General features: G+C 69.1%; 17 protein-coding genes. 13 read left to right on the top strand and 4 right to left on the bottom strand.

What is annotated here, in order from left to right; all coding sequences use genetic code 11:
• Positions 1-158: 158 nt before the first annotated feature.
• A complete protein-coding gene (locus EJB06_RS29585) occupies positions 159-1,820 on the top strand; it encodes a hypothetical protein (protein ID WP_126077613.1) in 1,662 nt (553 codons plus the stop codon).
• A gap of 21 nt (positions 1,821-1,841) precedes the next feature.
• Here EJB06_RS29585 and EJB06_RS29580 read toward each other — a convergent pair whose 3' ends face one another.
• From EJB06_RS29580 to EJB06_RS29565, 4 genes are read right to left on the bottom strand one after another with little or no spacing between them, the layout of a single operon-like run.
• Positions 1,842-2,966, bottom strand: a complete 1,125-nt coding sequence (locus EJB06_RS29580) for an ABC transporter permease (RefSeq protein ID WP_126077612.1) — start codon at positions 2,964-2,966, stop codon at positions 1,842-1,844.
• On the bottom strand, positions 2,963-3,841 hold the full coding sequence (locus EJB06_RS29575; RefSeq protein ID WP_126077628.1) for an ABC transporter ATP-binding protein: 879 nt from the start codon (positions 3,839-3,841) through the stop codon (positions 2,963-2,965). Before EJB06_RS29575 ends, EJB06_RS29580 begins: the two co-directional genes overlap by 4 nt.
• 56 nt (positions 3,842-3,897) lie before the next feature.
• Entirely contained in the window at positions 3,898-4,869 is a 972-nt protein-coding gene (locus EJB06_RS29570) for an HlyD family secretion protein (RefSeq protein WP_126077611.1), read from the bottom strand.
• Positions 4,866-5,513: a TetR/AcrR family transcriptional regulator gene (locus EJB06_RS29565; RefSeq protein ID WP_126077610.1), complete on the bottom strand. Its 648-nt coding sequence runs from the start codon at positions 5,511-5,513 to the stop codon at positions 4,866-4,868. The genes EJB06_RS29570 and EJB06_RS29565 overlap by 4 nt, the downstream gene beginning before the upstream one ends.
• A gap of 297 nt (positions 5,514-5,810) precedes the next feature.
• Between EJB06_RS29565 and EJB06_RS29560 the strand changes: the two genes are divergently transcribed.
• The 12 genes from EJB06_RS29560 to EJB06_RS29505 all read left to right on the top strand — a co-directional run bounded on the left by EJB06_RS29560 (position 5,811) and on the right by EJB06_RS29505 (position 15,410).
• Positions 5,811-6,395, top strand: coding sequence for an A24 family peptidase (locus EJB06_RS29560; RefSeq protein ID WP_126077609.1), 585 nt, complete (start codon positions 5,811-5,813; stop codon positions 6,393-6,395).
• 20 nt (positions 6,396-6,415) lie between these two features.
• Positions 6,416-7,255, top strand: a complete 840-nt coding sequence (gene cpaB, locus EJB06_RS29555) for a Flp pilus assembly protein CpaB (RefSeq protein ID WP_126077608.1) — start codon at positions 6,416-6,418, stop codon at positions 7,253-7,255.
• A gap of 24 nt (positions 7,256-7,279) precedes the next feature.
• A complete protein-coding gene (locus EJB06_RS29550) occupies positions 7,280-8,782 on the top strand; it encodes a type II and III secretion system protein family protein (RefSeq protein ID WP_126077607.1) in 1,503 nt (500 codons plus the stop codon).
• 10 nt (positions 8,783-8,792) lie between these two features.
• Positions 8,793-9,074 carry a hypothetical protein gene (locus tag EJB06_RS29545; protein ID WP_126077606.1) on the top strand — a complete coding sequence of 94 codons (282 nt, stop codon included), beginning with the start codon at positions 8,793-8,795 and terminating at the stop codon, positions 9,072-9,074.
• 98 nt (positions 9,075-9,172) lie between these two features.
• On the top strand, positions 9,173-9,376 hold the full coding sequence (locus tag EJB06_RS29540) for a Flp family type IVb pilin (protein ID WP_126077605.1): 204 nt from the start codon (positions 9,173-9,175) through the stop codon (positions 9,374-9,376).
• A gap of 51 nt (positions 9,377-9,427) precedes the next feature.
• Positions 9,428-9,631, top strand: coding sequence for a Flp family type IVb pilin (locus EJB06_RS29535; RefSeq protein WP_126077604.1), 204 nt, complete (start codon positions 9,428-9,430; stop codon positions 9,629-9,631).
• Between the two features lie 58 nt (positions 9,632-9,689).
• Positions 9,690-10,985 carry a Tad domain-containing protein gene (locus EJB06_RS29530; protein WP_198420949.1) on the top strand — a complete coding sequence of 432 codons (1,296 nt, stop codon included), beginning with the start codon at positions 9,690-9,692 and terminating at the stop codon, positions 10,983-10,985.
• A 3-nt stretch (positions 10,986-10,988) separates the two neighbouring features.
• Positions 10,989-11,417: a TadE/TadG family type IV pilus assembly protein gene (locus tag EJB06_RS29525; protein ID WP_126077602.1), complete on the top strand. Its 429-nt coding sequence runs from the start codon at positions 10,989-10,991 to the stop codon at positions 11,415-11,417.
• Positions 11,414-11,857: a TadE/TadG family type IV pilus assembly protein gene (locus tag EJB06_RS29520; protein WP_126077601.1), complete on the top strand. Its 444-nt coding sequence runs from the start codon at positions 11,414-11,416 to the stop codon at positions 11,855-11,857. The genes EJB06_RS29525 and EJB06_RS29520 overlap by 4 nt, the downstream gene beginning before the upstream one ends.
• Positions 11,858-11,878: 21 nt before the next feature.
• The gene (locus EJB06_RS29515; protein WP_126077600.1) at positions 11,879-13,075 is read left to right on the top strand and encodes a CpaE/TadZ family protein; all 1,197 of its coding nucleotides are present in this window, start codon (positions 11,879-11,881) and stop codon (positions 13,073-13,075) included.
• Positions 13,062-14,408, top strand: coding sequence for a TadA family conjugal transfer-associated ATPase (locus EJB06_RS29510; RefSeq protein ID WP_126077599.1), 1,347 nt, complete (start codon positions 13,062-13,064; stop codon positions 14,406-14,408). The genes EJB06_RS29515 and EJB06_RS29510 overlap by 14 nt, the downstream gene beginning before the upstream one ends.
• Positions 14,409-14,417: 9 nt before the next feature.
• Positions 14,418-15,410, top strand: a complete 993-nt coding sequence (locus tag EJB06_RS29505) for a type II secretion system F family protein (RefSeq protein ID WP_126077598.1) — start codon at positions 14,418-14,420, stop codon at positions 15,408-15,410.
• Positions 15,411-15,412: the final 2 nt, after the last annotated feature.

Raw genomic sequence — 15,412 nt, 5'->3', positions numbered from 1 at the left:
AGGGGACTACTTGTTTCCCCTATCACAACAAAATGGCAAAGAATGTGTCTTTTCCTTCCTTTTTCTTGCCCGAAAGCAGGTTAAATCATGATGATGTCACGCAACACGTGTAGATTTGCAAGCTTGCGCTTTTACTCATTCACGCTCAAGGACAAAGTATGTCGAAAACCCGTTGTTTACTCGGCGCCGGAGTGCTGCTGATGTCGGCTGGCGCACAGGCTGCCGAACCGGCCGGGCTGAAAAGCGCCCTCGCCGCGGAACGACTCGGCCTGCTGCCGGCCATGCAGTTTCGGCTCAGCAATGGCAACTGCCCGGACTGCGTCACGGTCAAGCAGGGCTTGTGGTATTTTCAGAACGAGGTGCTGGCCGTGCCGCTGCCGTCGCAGCCGGTATCGAGCTTCAAGCGTGGCGGCGACATCGTGCGCGGCACCAGGGAGTGGGCGCCGGAAGGAACCCGCGACCAGCTGGCGCTCCCGGGCCTGGTGTGGCTGGGCGCTCCGCAGATTTTCGACGACGTCCGCATCCTGCCGGACGGCGCCCATGTGCGCAGTAGCGACGACGCGCTGACCAGCCTGGCGCTGACGCCCAAGATCGCCAGCAACCTGTCGTACTGGGACGCCAAGACCACCGCCTTCTTCGCCCAGCGCGAGGTGCGCATGCGCGGCGCCTACAGCGACGCCGACGGCAAGCCGGCGTTCGTGGCGCGCACCGTCTGGCCCAAGGACTTCGCGATCGACCCGGGCACGATGCGCGCCCAGCCGCTCGCCAAGGACGAGAGCTTCGCCACGTATGTGCGCGCGGAAGGCGGCGGCGCATCGAGCCCGTTCTCGACCCGCCTGCTGTGGGAGCGCAAACCGGGCCAGGCCCGCCAGTGGCAGGAAAAGCCGGTCATCGGCGTGATGCTCAACGGCGCCCAGGGCGACGACGACGAAGCCTACGGCGGCCACTTCGCGGTCGCCACCGGCCACCTCGGGCGCGAGGGCGAATGGTCGGACTGGATCGTCAATAACTTCTACAACCTCGATTCGGTCAGCGAAAAAGGCATCATCGCCGCGCCGGTCCCGATGGATAACTACCTGATGGACCTCAACAGCGGCCAGCAGTATTACCGGCCCTCGTACATGCTGGTGGCGGTGCTGAGCAACCCGCGCACGGCGGCGGCCTACCAGGGCGGCGTGCAGCGCGTGTTCAATCATTTTTACCGCCACGACTTCACCTACCAGCACGCCAAGGCCAACTGCGCCGGCATCAGCTTGGACGTGTTCAAGGGCCTAGGCTGGAACATCCCGCAGCGCGGCCCGACCAGCAATCTCAAGGCGCTCGGCGCCTACGCCTACCTGTCGGCCAAGGACATGAGCCTGGCCAGCGGCCGCAAGATCTACGACTACCTGACCGAAGAACAGGTGCGCCTGTATCCGGCGGTGGCATTCGAGGCGGCCGGCAACGACCTGCTGCAGCTGGTGGGCGCGACCAAGGGCAAGACGCGCAAGCTGACCGCCTACGAAAAGCAGCTGCAGGGCGATATCGAAGCGCTGCTGCTGGTGCGCATTCCGCAGATTCCGTCGAGCCGCGTGATGGGATCGAATCCGGTGTTTTCGTTCAACGAATACATGAAGCGCACGCCGCCCAACCAGGCCGACTGGAAGATCGTCCCGGTCGGAGCGCGCCCCTTCCCCGAAGCGCTGCGCGACGCCAATACGCCGCCGCCCAAGGCGTCGAGCCCCGTGCCGCTGCCGGTGGCCGGCATCGCCTTCGCCGGCGTGCTCGGTATCGGCGCGCTGGTGCGGCGCCGCCGCAAGGCGCGCCCGGACGCCGGCTGAGTCGCCGAACCGGCGGCCGCTCTAATCGAGCGTCTGCCGGTAGCGCAGCATGGCGACGGCGCCGGCCACGGCCATCGCCAGCGCGATCGGCCAGGCGTGCGGCAGCACCTCGGCCAGCCCGTTCCCCTTCAACATGATCCCGCGCGTGATGCGCAAGAAGTGCGTCAGCGGCAGCACTTCGCCGATCGCCTGGGCCCATCCCGGCATGCCCCGGAACGGGAACATGAAGCCGGTCAGCAGCATCGACGGCAGGAAGAAAAAGAAGGTCAGCTGCATGGCCTGCATCTGGTTGCGCGCGATGGTCGAAAACGTGAAGCCGATCGCCAGGTTGGCGGCGATGAACAGCACCAGCGCGCAGGACAGCAGCGCCAGGCTGCCCACCATCGGCACGTCGAACACCAGCGACGAAGCGAGCAGGATCACGCCCACCTGGATGTAGCCGACCAGGATGTACGGCACGATCTTGCCGATCATGACTTCGAGCGGCGAGACCGGCGTGGCCAGCAGGTTTTCCATGGTGCCGCGTTCGCGCTCGCGCGTCATGGCCAGCGCCGTCATCATCACCATGGTCATGGTCAGGATCACCCCCATCAAGCCCGGCACGATGTTGTAGCGGGTCAGCCCTTCCGGGTTGTAGCGGCGCTGGCTGCGGATCTCGTACGGCGCTGCGCCCGGCCGCAGGCGCGCCAGCGGCCCGCGCAGCTCCGAGCCGATGGCGCGCGCCGCGATCGCGTCGACCGAAGCGAGCGCGTTGCCGGTGGCCGCCGGATCGGTGGCGTCGGCCGCCAGCAGGATCGCCGGCCGTTCGCCGCGCACCAGCCGGGTCGAAAAATCGCCCGGCACCACCAGCACGAACTGCACCTCGCCGCGCGCCAGCAGGGCGTCGCCCTCGGCCGCAGCGCGCACATGGCGCACGGTGCGGAAGTACTGCGAGGTTTCCAGCGCCGCCACCAGGCGCCGCGAAAACACGCTGCGGTCGAGGTCGGCCACCGCCAGCGGCAGGTGGCGCACGTCGCTGTTGATGGCAAAGCCGAACAGCACCAGCTGCATGATCGGAATGCCGACCATCATGCCGAAGGTGAGCCGGTCGCGCCCGACCTGGCGCAGCTCCTTGAGCAGCACCGCCAGCATGCGCCGCCAGTTCATGGCGCCGCCCCGCCGAAGTTATCCTGCGCGTCCTGCATCAGCGCGATGAAGACGTCTTCCAGGCTGGTCTCGATCGGCGTGGCGGCGAGCGCCGCCAGGCCCGGCTGCGCCAGCGCTTGGGCAAAGGCCTCGGCCGAGTCGGCGCTCGCATGCAGGGTCATGCCGAACGGGGCGACCGTGCGGATGCCGGGCGCGCCGCGCAGGCGCCGGGCCGCGCCGGCCAGGTCCGGCCCGCTGAGCGACCAGGTGTGCAGGCCGGCGCCGGCCACCACCTCGGCCACGCTGCCGCGCGCCAGCAGCTTGCCGTAGGCGATATAGGCCAGCTGGTGGCAGCGCTCCGCTTCGTCCATGTAATGGGTCGACACCAGCACGGTCATGCCGGCCGCGGCCAGCTCGTGGATCTGGTCCCAGAAGGCGCGCCGCGCGGACGGGTCGACGCCGGCCGTCGGTTCGTCGAGCAGCAGCAGTTGCGGGTCGTGGATCAGGCAGGCCGCCAGCGCCAGCCGCTGCTTCCAGCCGCCCGAGAGCGCGCCGGCCAGCTGCGCGCGGCGGGCGCTCAGGCCCAGGCGTTCCAGGGTAGCGGCGATGCGCTGGCGGCGCCCTGCGACCTGGTACACGCGGGCCACGAAGTCGAGGTTTTCTTCGATGCTCAAGTCGTCGTACAGGCCGAATTTTTGCGTCATGTAGCCGACCTGCTTCTTGATCCGGCGCGCCTCGGTGCGGATGTCGTAGCCGAGGCAGCGGCCCTGCCCTTCGTCGGGCGTGAGCAGGCCGCACAGCATGCGGATGGTGGTGGTCTTGCCGCTGCCGTTCGGGCCCAGGAAGCCGTAGATGCGGCCGCGCTCGACGCGGATGTCGACATGGTCGACCACCATGCGCCCGCCATAGGATTTGGTCAATCCCCGCACGTCGATGACGATCTCGGGCGCGCTCACGGGCGCTCCGTGCGCACCGTCAGCGGCTGGCCGGGATGCAGCGCGGCCTGGCCCGGCTCGGGTGCCGCTTCCACCATGAACACCAGCGCGGCGCGGTTTTCCTTGCTGTAGATGAGGGGCGAGGTGTACTCGGCCTCGGGCGCGATGAAGGTCACGCGCCCCTTGAGCGGCGCGGCGCAGCCGTCGCAGGCGATGACGGCGCCCTGCCCCACGCGGATCGTGCCCAGCGCCGTTTCGGGAATGAAGAAGCGCGCCTTGACGTTCGCCGGCGGCAGCAAGGTGGCAATCGCCGCGCCGGCGGGCACCCATTCGCCGGCGCGGTAGGCCACGTCGCTGACCATGCCGGCCACCGGCGTGGACTGGGCTTTCTGGTCGACCTTCCACTGGGCCTGCGCCAGTTGCGCGCGCGCCGCCTCGACTTCTTTTTCGGCCGCCGCCACCTGGTCGCTGCGGGCGCTGGCGGCGGCGCTGCGCAGGCGCGCGCGCGCCTGTTCCACGCGGGCGCGGTCGGCCGCCAGCAGCGCCGCCGACTGCTCGAGCCGGGCGCGCGAGATGAATTTGTCGTGCGCCAGCTTGCGTTCGCGCTCCAGGTTGGCCTGCGACAGCGCCTGCGCCGCTTCGGCTTCGCGCAGCGCGGCCGCCAGCGCCGCCATGTCGTCGCTGCGCGCCCCCTTGCGCACATCGGCCAGCAGGGCCTCGGCGCGCCCGACCCGGCTGTGCGCTTCCTGGCGCGCCGCCGTTTCGCTGGCCTGTTCCAGCACGTAGGCCGGCGCGCCGGCCCCGACCCGGTCGCCGCGCTGCAGGTGCACCGCGGTCAGGGTGCCGGCCAGGGGCGCGGACAGGCGCACGTACTCGCCTTCGGCGTAGCCGGGAAAGGCATCGGACGGCGCCTCGCCGCAGGCGGCGCACAGGGTCAGCGGCAGGGCCGTGGCGCACAGGCGCGCCAGCAAGGACGGGAACAGGTTCATGGCGGCGCAAGCTCCTTCGAAGCGATGAGGACGGCGCGCATGGCCAGGTCGATGCGCAGGGCGATGGCGGCGTCCGACAACAGCGCCTGCTGCGCCAGCGCCGCCAGCTCGGGCGGGGCGGCGGGCAGGCGTTCGACGGCGCCGCCGGCGAACAGGGGACCGGCGATCGCGCCGAGCATGAACGGCAGCAGCTGCATCGGCGGGGCGTCGATGATGTCGCCCTCGGCCTGGCCCTGGCGCAGCAGCTGCGCCAGCACGGCGATGTGGCGTGGCAGGTTCTCGCGCAGGAATGCGGCCGGCAGCGCTTCGCCGCGCAGTGCTTCGGACAGCAGCATCAGCAGCAGGTGGCGGTGCCTGCCGGCGAAACTTGCCAGCACGCGCAGGGCGCTGTCGAGGTTCTGCGCGCTGCGCTGCGCCCCCTGCGCCTTGAGCGTGAGGGCGGCGAACATGTCTTCGTACAGATGCTGCAGCAGCACGCGCAGGAAATTGTCCTTGTTCTTGAAGTGGTAATGGAACATGCCGAGGTTGACCCCGGCATGTTCGACCAGCTTGCGCACCGACAGCCCGGCGCAGCCGGTCTGGGGCAGCAGGGCCATGCCGGAGGCGATCAGGCGGGCGTCGATGTGTCGGGATGGGCGGTTCATGCGACTTATTATACACTTGTGTAGTAATGGGGGTGCGCCGATGTCGGCAGCAAACGCAGCTTCCGCCCCCGCTGCCAGTCCGCCCGCACGCCAGGGCATGACATTCGTACTACCCCGCCCCGCCCGCGCCTGGTCCTTCCGTCCCATCGGCGCCGGCGCAAATCGGGCATTTCCTCCCATGCGCAACAGGACATCCGGCCGATTCGCCGCCGGGCCCGTCTTCATATACTCGTCTCACCGATCGCGCAAACGCCACCCGGCCTTGCGGCTTCCTCCGACAACCTTACCGGCACCGACATGAACGACACCGCCTCCTTCTTCGAACTGCTCGGCATGCTGGTCACCGACCCGCGTACCGGGGTGCTGCTGGCCCTGCTGCTGGCGGCCGCCATCTGCGACTGGCGCACCATGCGCATTCCCAACCTCCTCACCGGCGGCGGCATCGTCTTCGCCCTGGTCTACAACAGCATCGTCCCGCCCGTCTGGCAGGCCGGCTGGAGCTGGGCCCCGGCCGGCATGCTGCTCGGCCTGGCCGCCATGCTGCCGCTGTACGCCATGGGCGTGATGGGCGCCGGCGACGTCAAGCTGATGGCGATGGTCGGCGCCTTCCTCGGCTTTAACGCGACCTTGCAGGCGCTGCTGTTCTGCGTGCTGAGCGCCGGCCTCGCCGCCCTCGCCTTCGGCCTGCGCAAGCGCGTCATGGGACGCCTGCTGGCCAACGCCGGCGGCGCCATGCGCGGCCTGTTCTGGTCCGCCGTCGCCAGCGGCAGGCCGCAGCTGGCGCCCGGCGCCATGCCCTCGGTCGGCAAGCTGGCCTACGGCATCAGCATCGCGACCGGCACCAGCGCCTGCCTGGTCGCCCAGCAATTCAACCTGGTCTGACACCTGCGAAAGAGAGCACCATGAAAAACCTCAAGGCACTCGGGCTGATCGCGTTCGCCCTCGTCATCGGGCTGGTGGCCGCCGTGTATGCCGCCGGCTGGGTATCGCGCCAGGGCGGCGTGACCGTCAACAAGGTGGTGGTCGCGGCGGTCGACATCGAACCGGGCAGCAAGATCAATGCCGAAATGCTGTCCCGGCTCGACTGGCCGGCCGGCGCCACGCCCCCGGGCGCCTTCAAGGATGCCAGCCAGTTGCAGGACCGCATCGCCAAAACAGGCATCTCGCGCGGCGAACCCATGCTCGACGGCAAACTGGCGCCGCTCGGCACCAAGGGCGGCTTGTCGGCCGTCATCGCCGAGGGCAAGCGCGCCATGACGGTGCGCGTCAACGATGTGGTGGGCGTGGCCGGCTTTGCCTTGCCCGGCAACTATGTCGACGTGATGGTCAATGCGCAGCAGGAAAAATCCGGCACCGAAGAAGGCAAGCAGATCAGCAAGACGGTGCTGGAACGGGTGCTGGTGCTGGCGGTCGCCCAGGAAGCCGGACGCGACGACACCAAGCCGAAGGTGGTCAGCGCCGTCACCCTGGAACTGACGCTGGAAGATTCCGAGAAGCTGGACCTGGCGCGCAGCGTCGGCACCCTGTCGCTGGTGCTGCGCAACCAGGTCGACCAGCAGACCGTGGCCACCGCCGGCATCACCAAGGACGCGCTGTTCGGCACCGCCAGGGCTGCGCCCGCCCTGGCGGCGCCAGCCCCGGCCCCGGCGCCAAGGCGCGCGCCGCGTCCCGTGCAATCGGCCAGCCGCGCCCAGTGCGTGGACGTGATCCAGCACGGCGTGCTGGCGACCACCTGCTTTTGAACCGTCACGAAAGACCCACACATCATGAACAAGCACATTCGCATGACGGCCTTGAGCGTCGCGACGGCGGGCATGCTGGCCGCCCCCTGCTACGCAACGGCGGCCGCGGGCGCCGCCGGCGGCAAACATTGCAAGTCGATCGTCGTGGCGCCGGCGGCGCAGGTGATGCTCGGAAAATCGTCGGTGATCCCGCTGACGGCGCCGGTGACCCGCATCGTCGCCAGCGGCCAGCGCGACGCCAGACAAGCAACCCCGGCGCCCCCGGCGGCGGCCGCCGCCGATCCGCAAGAGGGCGATAGCGTCGGCGACATCGAGGTTCTTCTGCTCAGCCCGACCGACCTGTTCCTGCTCGGTAAAAAAGCCGGCGCCACCAGCCTGATCCTGCAAGATGCCGGCGGCACCTGCTTTCTGCGCGACATCGTGGTGGCCATCGACCCGGCCACCCTGCAAGCCAAGCTGAACGAGCTGATGCCCGAGGAAACCGGCATCCTCGTCAAGAGCGCCGACAACACCATCGTCCTGACCGGCAGCGTGCGCGATGCAAGCCAGCTCGACGAGGCGCTGCGCGTGGCCGGCGCCTACGGCGGCAAGCGCGTGCTGAACCTGCTGCGCGTGAGCTCGCCCCAGCAGGTGATGCTGGAAGTCAAAATCGCCGAGGTCAGCAAGACCCTGCTCGACAAGTTCGGGATCGACTTCGCGCGCATGGTCGCCTCGGCCGATGGGCTCAGCTCGCGCGTGATCTCGGGCATCCTGGGCGGTGCGCCTGCGCTGGCCGGCAACTTCAGTCACGGCAGTTCCGGCGCCGCGCTCGGCATCGTGGCCGACGCCGCCGTCCGCGGCGGCAACTCGGCCGCCGGCGCCAGGCTGGCGGCGGGCGCGCGCGGCGCCACCCTGTTCGGGGTCGACGCGCAGAAAAAGGATGGCCTGGTGCGGGTGCTGGCCGAACCGAACATCATGGCCATCAGCGGCCAGTCGGCCAGCTTCCTGTCCGGCGGCAAGATCTTCATTCCGGTGGCGCAGTCGCGCGAGGGCGGCGGCACCACCGTCACCCTGGAAGAGAAGGAATTCGGGGTCGGCCTGAAGTTTTCGCCGACGGTGCTGGGCGGCACCCGCATCAACCTCAAGCTGGTGTCGGAAGTGTCGGAACTGGCGCAGGCCGGTTCGCCCTTCACCACCAGCGGCGGCGTGACCTCGGTACTGCCCTCGATTACCACGCGCCGGGTCGACACCACCGTGCAGCTGAACGACGGCCAGAGCTTCGCCATCGCCGGCCTGATCCGCAACAACGTGACAGAAACCCTGTCGCGCTTTCCCGGCCTGGGCGACATTCCGGTGCTCGGGGCGCTGTTTCGCTCGACCGAGTTCCAGAAGGACCAGACCGAGCTCATTTTCATCATCACGCCGCGCCTGGTCAAGCCGGCCGGCGCGCTGGCCGCGCCGACCGACCACCACGCGCCGGCCGGCCGCGCCGACCGTATCTTCATGGGCAAGACCGAAGGCAGGTCCGCCCCCGCCAAACAACCATAAGGAGAGCGCCATGAACAGAGCGATCTTTTACGCGGCCCTGGCCTTGCTGGCCCTGCTGATCCTGCTGGCCGGCTGCGCCAGCGCCCCGCGCTACGACGCGCGCTTCGGCGACGCCGTGCGCCAGGCGCGCAGCGCGATGACCATCGACCCGCAGGCGGGCGGCAAGGCGCCGCTGCCGTCCGGGATCGACGGCCAGGCCGCGCGCGAAGCCATGGCGCGCTACCAGGACAGCTTCAAGACGCCACCGCCGGTGGTCACCGTCATCAACGCCGGCGGCCCCGCCGCCCGCTGAAGCATCCGGCGGCGGCCACGGGGCCGGCGCCGGCGCAGTATCCCGCCCGCAGGGGCGGGCAGGTTCGACCCATCCATCTCACACGAAAGGTACGCCACATGAACACTTTTTTGACAACGATAAGCCGGTCGCTCCAATCCTTCGCCCGCGACGACGAAGGCGCCCAGGTCGTCGAGTACGCGCTGATCATCGCGGTGGTCTCGATCATCCTGGTGGTGGCGCTGCGTAACCTCACCGGCACCAGTTTTTCCGGCTTCATCGCCCGCGTCGAAGCCTGCCTGACCGGCGGCACCTGCGCCTGAGCGCCGCCGCACCGTTGCTCCCATCTCAACCGACAGTGAAAGGTCCCTATCATGAACGCCCTGCTCAACACCGCAAACCGCCGCATCGGCGCCTTCCTGCGCGACGACGAAGGCGCCCAGGTGGTCGAATACGCGCTGATCATCGCGGTCGTCTCGATCATCCTGGTGGTGGCGCTGCGTAACCTCACCGGCACCAGCTTCTCCGGCTTCATCTCCCGCGTCGAAGCCTGCCTGACCGGCGGCACCTGCGCCTGATTCCACCGGCCGACGGACCGCGGCGCGCCCGCGGCCCGTCATTTTTCGGATGAAAACCATGATCCCGCTCACTCGATATGCCTGTCACCGGCGCCGCCAGGGCGCGGTGATCCTGACGGTCTGCTTCCTGCTGTTTTTCCTGCTGGGGTTTGTCGCCATCGCCTTCGACCTGGGGCGCCTGTTCATCGTGAAGACCGAGCTGCAGACCGCCATGGACAGCTGCGCCCTGGCGGCGGCCCAGGAGCTCGACGGCCAGTCCGGCGCGCTGGCGCGGGCGCGCCGCGCCGGCGCCACGGCGGCCAACCTGAACCGGGTCAACCTGCAGTCGCCCAGCTGGGACGGCAAGGGCCAGTTGCCCGACGCCGGCATCAGCTTTCGCGATGCGGCCTACATGCCCACCACCACGCCCGCCGGCGCCCGCTACGCGCAGTGCGAGCACCGCCAGAACGGCGTGCGTATGTGGCTGCTGCACGCGCTCGGCGTCTTCCAGGGCAACGGCACCGCCAATCCGGCCACCCGCGCGGTGCTGGCCAGCGCGGTGGCCACGCGCGGCAGCGCCCAGAGCACCTGCCCGATCCCGGTGGCGATGAAGGCCAAGGCCGGCGGCACGCCGGCGAACAACTACGGCTTCCTGGTCGGCGAATGGGTCACCGTGTTCGACAAGGGCGGCGCGGCGGCAGCGGCCGGCGAAATGGGCTGGTATAACCTCGACGGCAGCAACAGCGCCAGCGAAACGGCCGCCGAACTGGCCGAAGGAGGCCGCTGCGGCACGCGCCTGGGCGACACGCTCGGCACGCCGGGCGCCCAGACCAGCGTGGACCGCCCGTGGAACTACCGCTTCGGGGTCTACAAGAACAGCGACTCGCCCAGCCTGAACCACCCCGACCAGAGCGGCTACTCCTACACCGCCGCCAACTGGACCAACGCGGTGCCGCAGAACGCCTTTTCCGGCACCCCCGCCGCCGGCTCGCATGCCAGCGCCCGGAATTACGTCACCAAGCGCGCCGCATACGCGTCGCTGGCCGATACCGGCACCAGCATCAAGGCCGGCGCGCAGATCGCCTTTAACGACAACAACCGCCTGAACAGCTTCCAGAAGCTGGCCACGCCCGGCAGCGCCGGCGAGCACCGTCAGTACGGCACCAACCGGCGCCTGGCGATCGTCCCGGTGATCGACGGCGCCTCGCGGGTGATCGATTTCGTGTGCATGTTCATGCTCCATCCATTGAGCGGTCCGAACGACCCGGCCAAACTGGAGTTTCGCGGCCTGGCCGGCATGGCCGGCTCGCCCTGCGCACCGGGAGGCACCCCGGGCGGAATCGGCGGGCCGCTGGTGCCGGTACTGGTGAGGTGAGCCATGAGACACCGTCAACAAGGCGTGGCGCTGGTCGAATTCGCGTTCGTGCTGCCGCTGCTGCTGATCGTCACGCTGCTGTGCGCCGAACTCGGACGCGCCGTATACCGCTACAACACCACCGCCAAGACCGTGCGCGACGCGGTGCGCTACCTGTCCGTGCAAACGCCCGGCACCCATGCGGCCGAGGCGCGCAACCTGATCCTGTACGGGAACGTGGCCGGCACCGGCGCCCTGCTCGACCCCGCGCTCACCGCCGCCAACGTGCCGGCGCCGACCTGGCAGACGGCCGGCAGCGACCCGCTGATCAACACCGTCACGGTGCGCGTGTCGGGCTACCAGTTCCGGCCGATGGTGGCGAACATGTTCGGCGCCAGGTTCTCGGTCATCGCCTTCAACGACATCAGCGCCACCATGCGCAGCCCACTATGAAAACGACCCCGCAGCGCGCGCGCCGGGATGGCGCGACCAGCATCGAACTGGCTTTCGTGCTGGTGCTCTTCTTCATGTTCCTGCTCGGCGCGACCGACATGGCGCGCATGCTGTTTACCTGGAACGCGGCCACCGAGGCCACGCGCGCCGGCGCGCGCTACGCGGTAGTGTGCGCCGACCCGGCCAACCAGGGCCAGGTGCTGCAGAAGATGCGCATGATGGTGCCCGACATCGGCGCGGTGGCGCTGGCCTGGGAGCCGTCCGGCTGCAACGCCGAGAACTGCGCCGGGGTGACGGTGAGCATCACCAGCCTGCAGTACCGCTGGCTCTCGCCCTTGCCTGGCGCGCTGCTGCCGCCGCGCGCGCTGCCCACCTTCAGCACCTACCTGCCGCGCGAAATGATGCGGCGCGATCCGAACAACGCGCTCATTTGCCAATAACCGCAACCTTAGGAACACGCCATGAAAGTCGCCCTCGTATCGCCCGACAAAACCCGCCTCGCCGAGATCGGCCAGCTGCTGCAGGCCGGCGCGCACGTCGTCGTTTCCACCCTCGGCGGCGGCGCCGACCTGGCGGCGCTGGCCGCGCGCGACAAGCCGGACCTGATGCTGGTCGACGGCTGCGCCGACAGCGCCGGCCTGGCCGCCGTGGCCGCCGTCGGCGCGCGCCACCCGGAGATCGCGGTGCTGCTGCTGTGCGCCGCCGCGTCGCCCGATTTCCTGATCGACGCCATGCGCGCCGGCGTGCGCGAAGTGCTGCCCGCCCCGCTCGCGCCGGCCGACCTGGAAGCGGCGCTGGCGCGCGCCGGCGCCAGGCTGCGCGGCGTCCAGGCGCCCGGCGAAGGCAAGGTGCTCGCCTTCATCGGCTGCAAGGGCGGCAGCGGCGCGACCTTCCTGGCCACCAGCATGGGCCTGCAGCTGGCGCGCGCCAGTTCCGTGCTGCTGGTCGACCTGAACCTGCAGTTCGGCGACGCCCTGGCCTTCGTGCACGAGGGCCGCGCCCCCTCGACCCTGGCCGACGTGGCGCGCGCGATCGCGCGCCTGGACGCCTCCTTCCTGGCCGCCAGCACGGTCAGGGTGGCGCCCAACTTCAGCATCCTGGCCGCGCCGGAAGACCACACCCAGGCGGCCGATATCGGCGCCGCCCATGTGGATGCGATCCTGGCGCTGGCGGTGCGCCATTACGACTACGTGGTGCTCGATATCGGGCGCCCGGTCACCACCCTGAGCATCAAGGCGCTCGACCGCGCTTACCGCATCTATCCGGTGCTGCAGGCGGGCCTGAGTTCGATCCGCAACGCCAAGAAGATGCTGGCCATCTTCAAGTCGCTCGACTACGGCGCCGACAAGATCGAACTGATCGTCAACCGCTTCGAGCGCAAGGGACAGATCGGCGTGGCGGACCTGGAGCGGGCGCTGGGCAAGTTCGCGATCCACACGGTGCCCAACTCGTACAGGCAGGTCACGGCCGCGATCGACCATGGCGAACCGCTGCTGGCCAGCGCGCGCGCCAACCCGGTGCTGCACGACGTGGCCGCCCTGGCCGCCGCGCTGACGGCGCGCCCGCCGGCCCCGGACAGGGCGCAGGAGCGCTCGCCGGCACGCCTGTTCGGACGCTTGTTCGGCCGTCAAACCGGAGAATCCCATGTCCTTCCGTGAACAACTCAATGCCATCGACAGCCAGGCCGACCTGCGCGTGGCGGCAGCCGGCGCCAGCGACGACTACCACGCCATCAAGAGCCGCATCCACCTGAAACTGCTCGACAAGTTCGACCTGGCCGCGCTCGAAGCGCTGCCGGGCCCCATGCTGCGCGCCGAGATCGCGGTGATGGCCGAGCGCCTGCTGGACGAGGAGCAGGCCGCCGTCAACGAATCCGAGCGGCGCTCGCTGATCCGCGACATCCAGCACGAGATGCTCGGCTTCGGCCCGCTCGAACTGCTGATGGCCGATCCGACCGTGTCCGACATCCTGGTCAACAGCTACAACCGGATTTTCGTCGAGCGCAAGGGCCGGCTGGAACTGAGCACGGTGCGCTTCACCGACGAAAAGCACCTGCTGCGCATCATCGACAAGATCGTCTCGCTGGTGGGGCGCCGCATCGACGAATCGAGTCCCATGGTCGACGCGCGCCTGCCGGACGGCTCGCGCGTGAACGCCGTGATCGCGCCGGTGGCGCTGGACGGCCCGATGATGTCGATCCGCCGCTTCGCCCACATTCCCCTCAGGATGGAGAACCTGATCCACGACCTGCACAGCCTCACGCCCGACATGGCGACCGTGCTCGAAGGGCTGTGCAGGTCGAAGGTCAACATGATCATCGCCGGCGGCACGGGCGCCGGCAAGACCACCCTGCTCAACATCCTGTCCGGCTTCATTCCGCCAGCCGAACGGATCGTCACCATCGAAGATGCGGCCGAACTGCAGCTGCAGCAGCCGCACGTGGTGCGCATGGAGACGCGCCCGGCCAACATCGAAGGCAAGGGCGAAATCACGCAGCGCGCGCTGGTGCGCAATGCGCTGCGCATGCGCCCGGACCGTATCATCATCGGCGAGGTGCGCGGGGCCGAGGCGGTCGACATGCTGCAGGCGATGAACACCGGCCACGACGGCTCGCTCACCACGATCCACGCCAACAACCCGCGCGACGCGCTCGCGCGCCTGGAAAACATGATCGGCATGGCCAACCTGAACCTGCCGCACAAGGCGGCGCGCCAGCAGATCGCCTCGGCCATCACGGTGGTGATCCAGGGCCTGCGCCTGATTGACGGGCGGCGCAAGATCACCAGCATCCAGGAAATCACCGGCATGGAGGGCGACATCATTACCATGCAGGAGATCTTCGCCTTCCGCCAGACCGGGGTCGGCGCCGACGGCGCGGTCGAAGGCTACTTCCAGGCCAGCGGCGTGCGTCCCAAGTTCAGCGAGCGCCTGCGCGCCTTCGGCGTGACCCTGCCGGACGCCATGTTCGACAGCACCCGCCGCTACCAATAGGAGGCCAGCATGCTTTCTCACGCCAACGGACCGCTGTCGCCGCTGCTGTCGGTGCTGGTCTTCATCGCGGTGGTGCTGCTGCTCGAAGGCCTGTACCTGATCTGGAAAACCTACAAGGGACCGCAGGCGAAGAAGATCGAACAGCGCCTCAACGCCATGTCGGCGGCGGGCGACGGCTCGGCCCAGTCGCACCTGCTGCGCGAGCGCATGATGAGCGAGCTGCCGCCGTTCCAGCGCCTGTTGCTGCGCCTGCCGCGCGCGCACCAGCTGGACCGCTACCTGCTGCAGGCGAACCTGAACTGGACCGTCGCCAGGCTGCTGCTGGCCTGCGCGGCCCTGGGAGCGGCCGGCTTCCTGCTGGTCACAAGCGTGCTGCACCAGCCCTTCCTGGCCGGCGCCCTGGCCGCCGGCATGCTTGCCTGGCTGCCGCTGGCGTACGTGCAGCGGCGCCGCCGGCGGCGCCTGACCCGGCTCGAGCGGCAATTGCCCGACGCGCTAGACCTGCTGGCGCGCGCCCTGCGCGCCGGCCACGCCTTCGGGGCCGGGCTGCAGATGATCGGCGAGGAGATGCCCGACCCGATCGCCGGCGAATTCCGGCTGGTGCACGACGAGATCAATTTCGGCGTCTCGCTGGAGCAGGCGCTGGGCAACCTGAGCGTGCGCGCGCCGATCACCGACCTGCGCTACTTCGTGGTGGCGGTGCTGATCCAGCGCGATTCGGGCGGCAACCTGACCGAGGTGCTGGGCAACCTGAGCCGCCTGATCCGCCAGCGCCTCAAGCTGTTCTGGCATGTGCGCGTGCTCTCGGCCGAGGGCCGCATGTCGGCCTGGCTGCTGTCGCTGCTGCCGTTCGCCATCGGTGGCCTCATGAGCGTGTTCAATCCGGAGTTCATGGCGCCCTTGTGGAACGACCCGCTCGGGCAGAACCTGGTGCGCGGCATGCTGGTGTCGATGGCCTTCGGCGTGCTGCTGCTGCGTCACATCATCCGTATCCGCATCTAATC

Origin of the sequence: Massilia atriviolacea (assembly GCF_003953935.1) — a bacterium.
Lineage (GTDB): Bacteria > Pseudomonadota > Gammaproteobacteria > Burkholderiales > Burkholderiaceae_D > Telluria_A > Telluria_A atriviolacea.
This window is presented reverse-complemented; position numbering and strand designations above follow the sequence as displayed.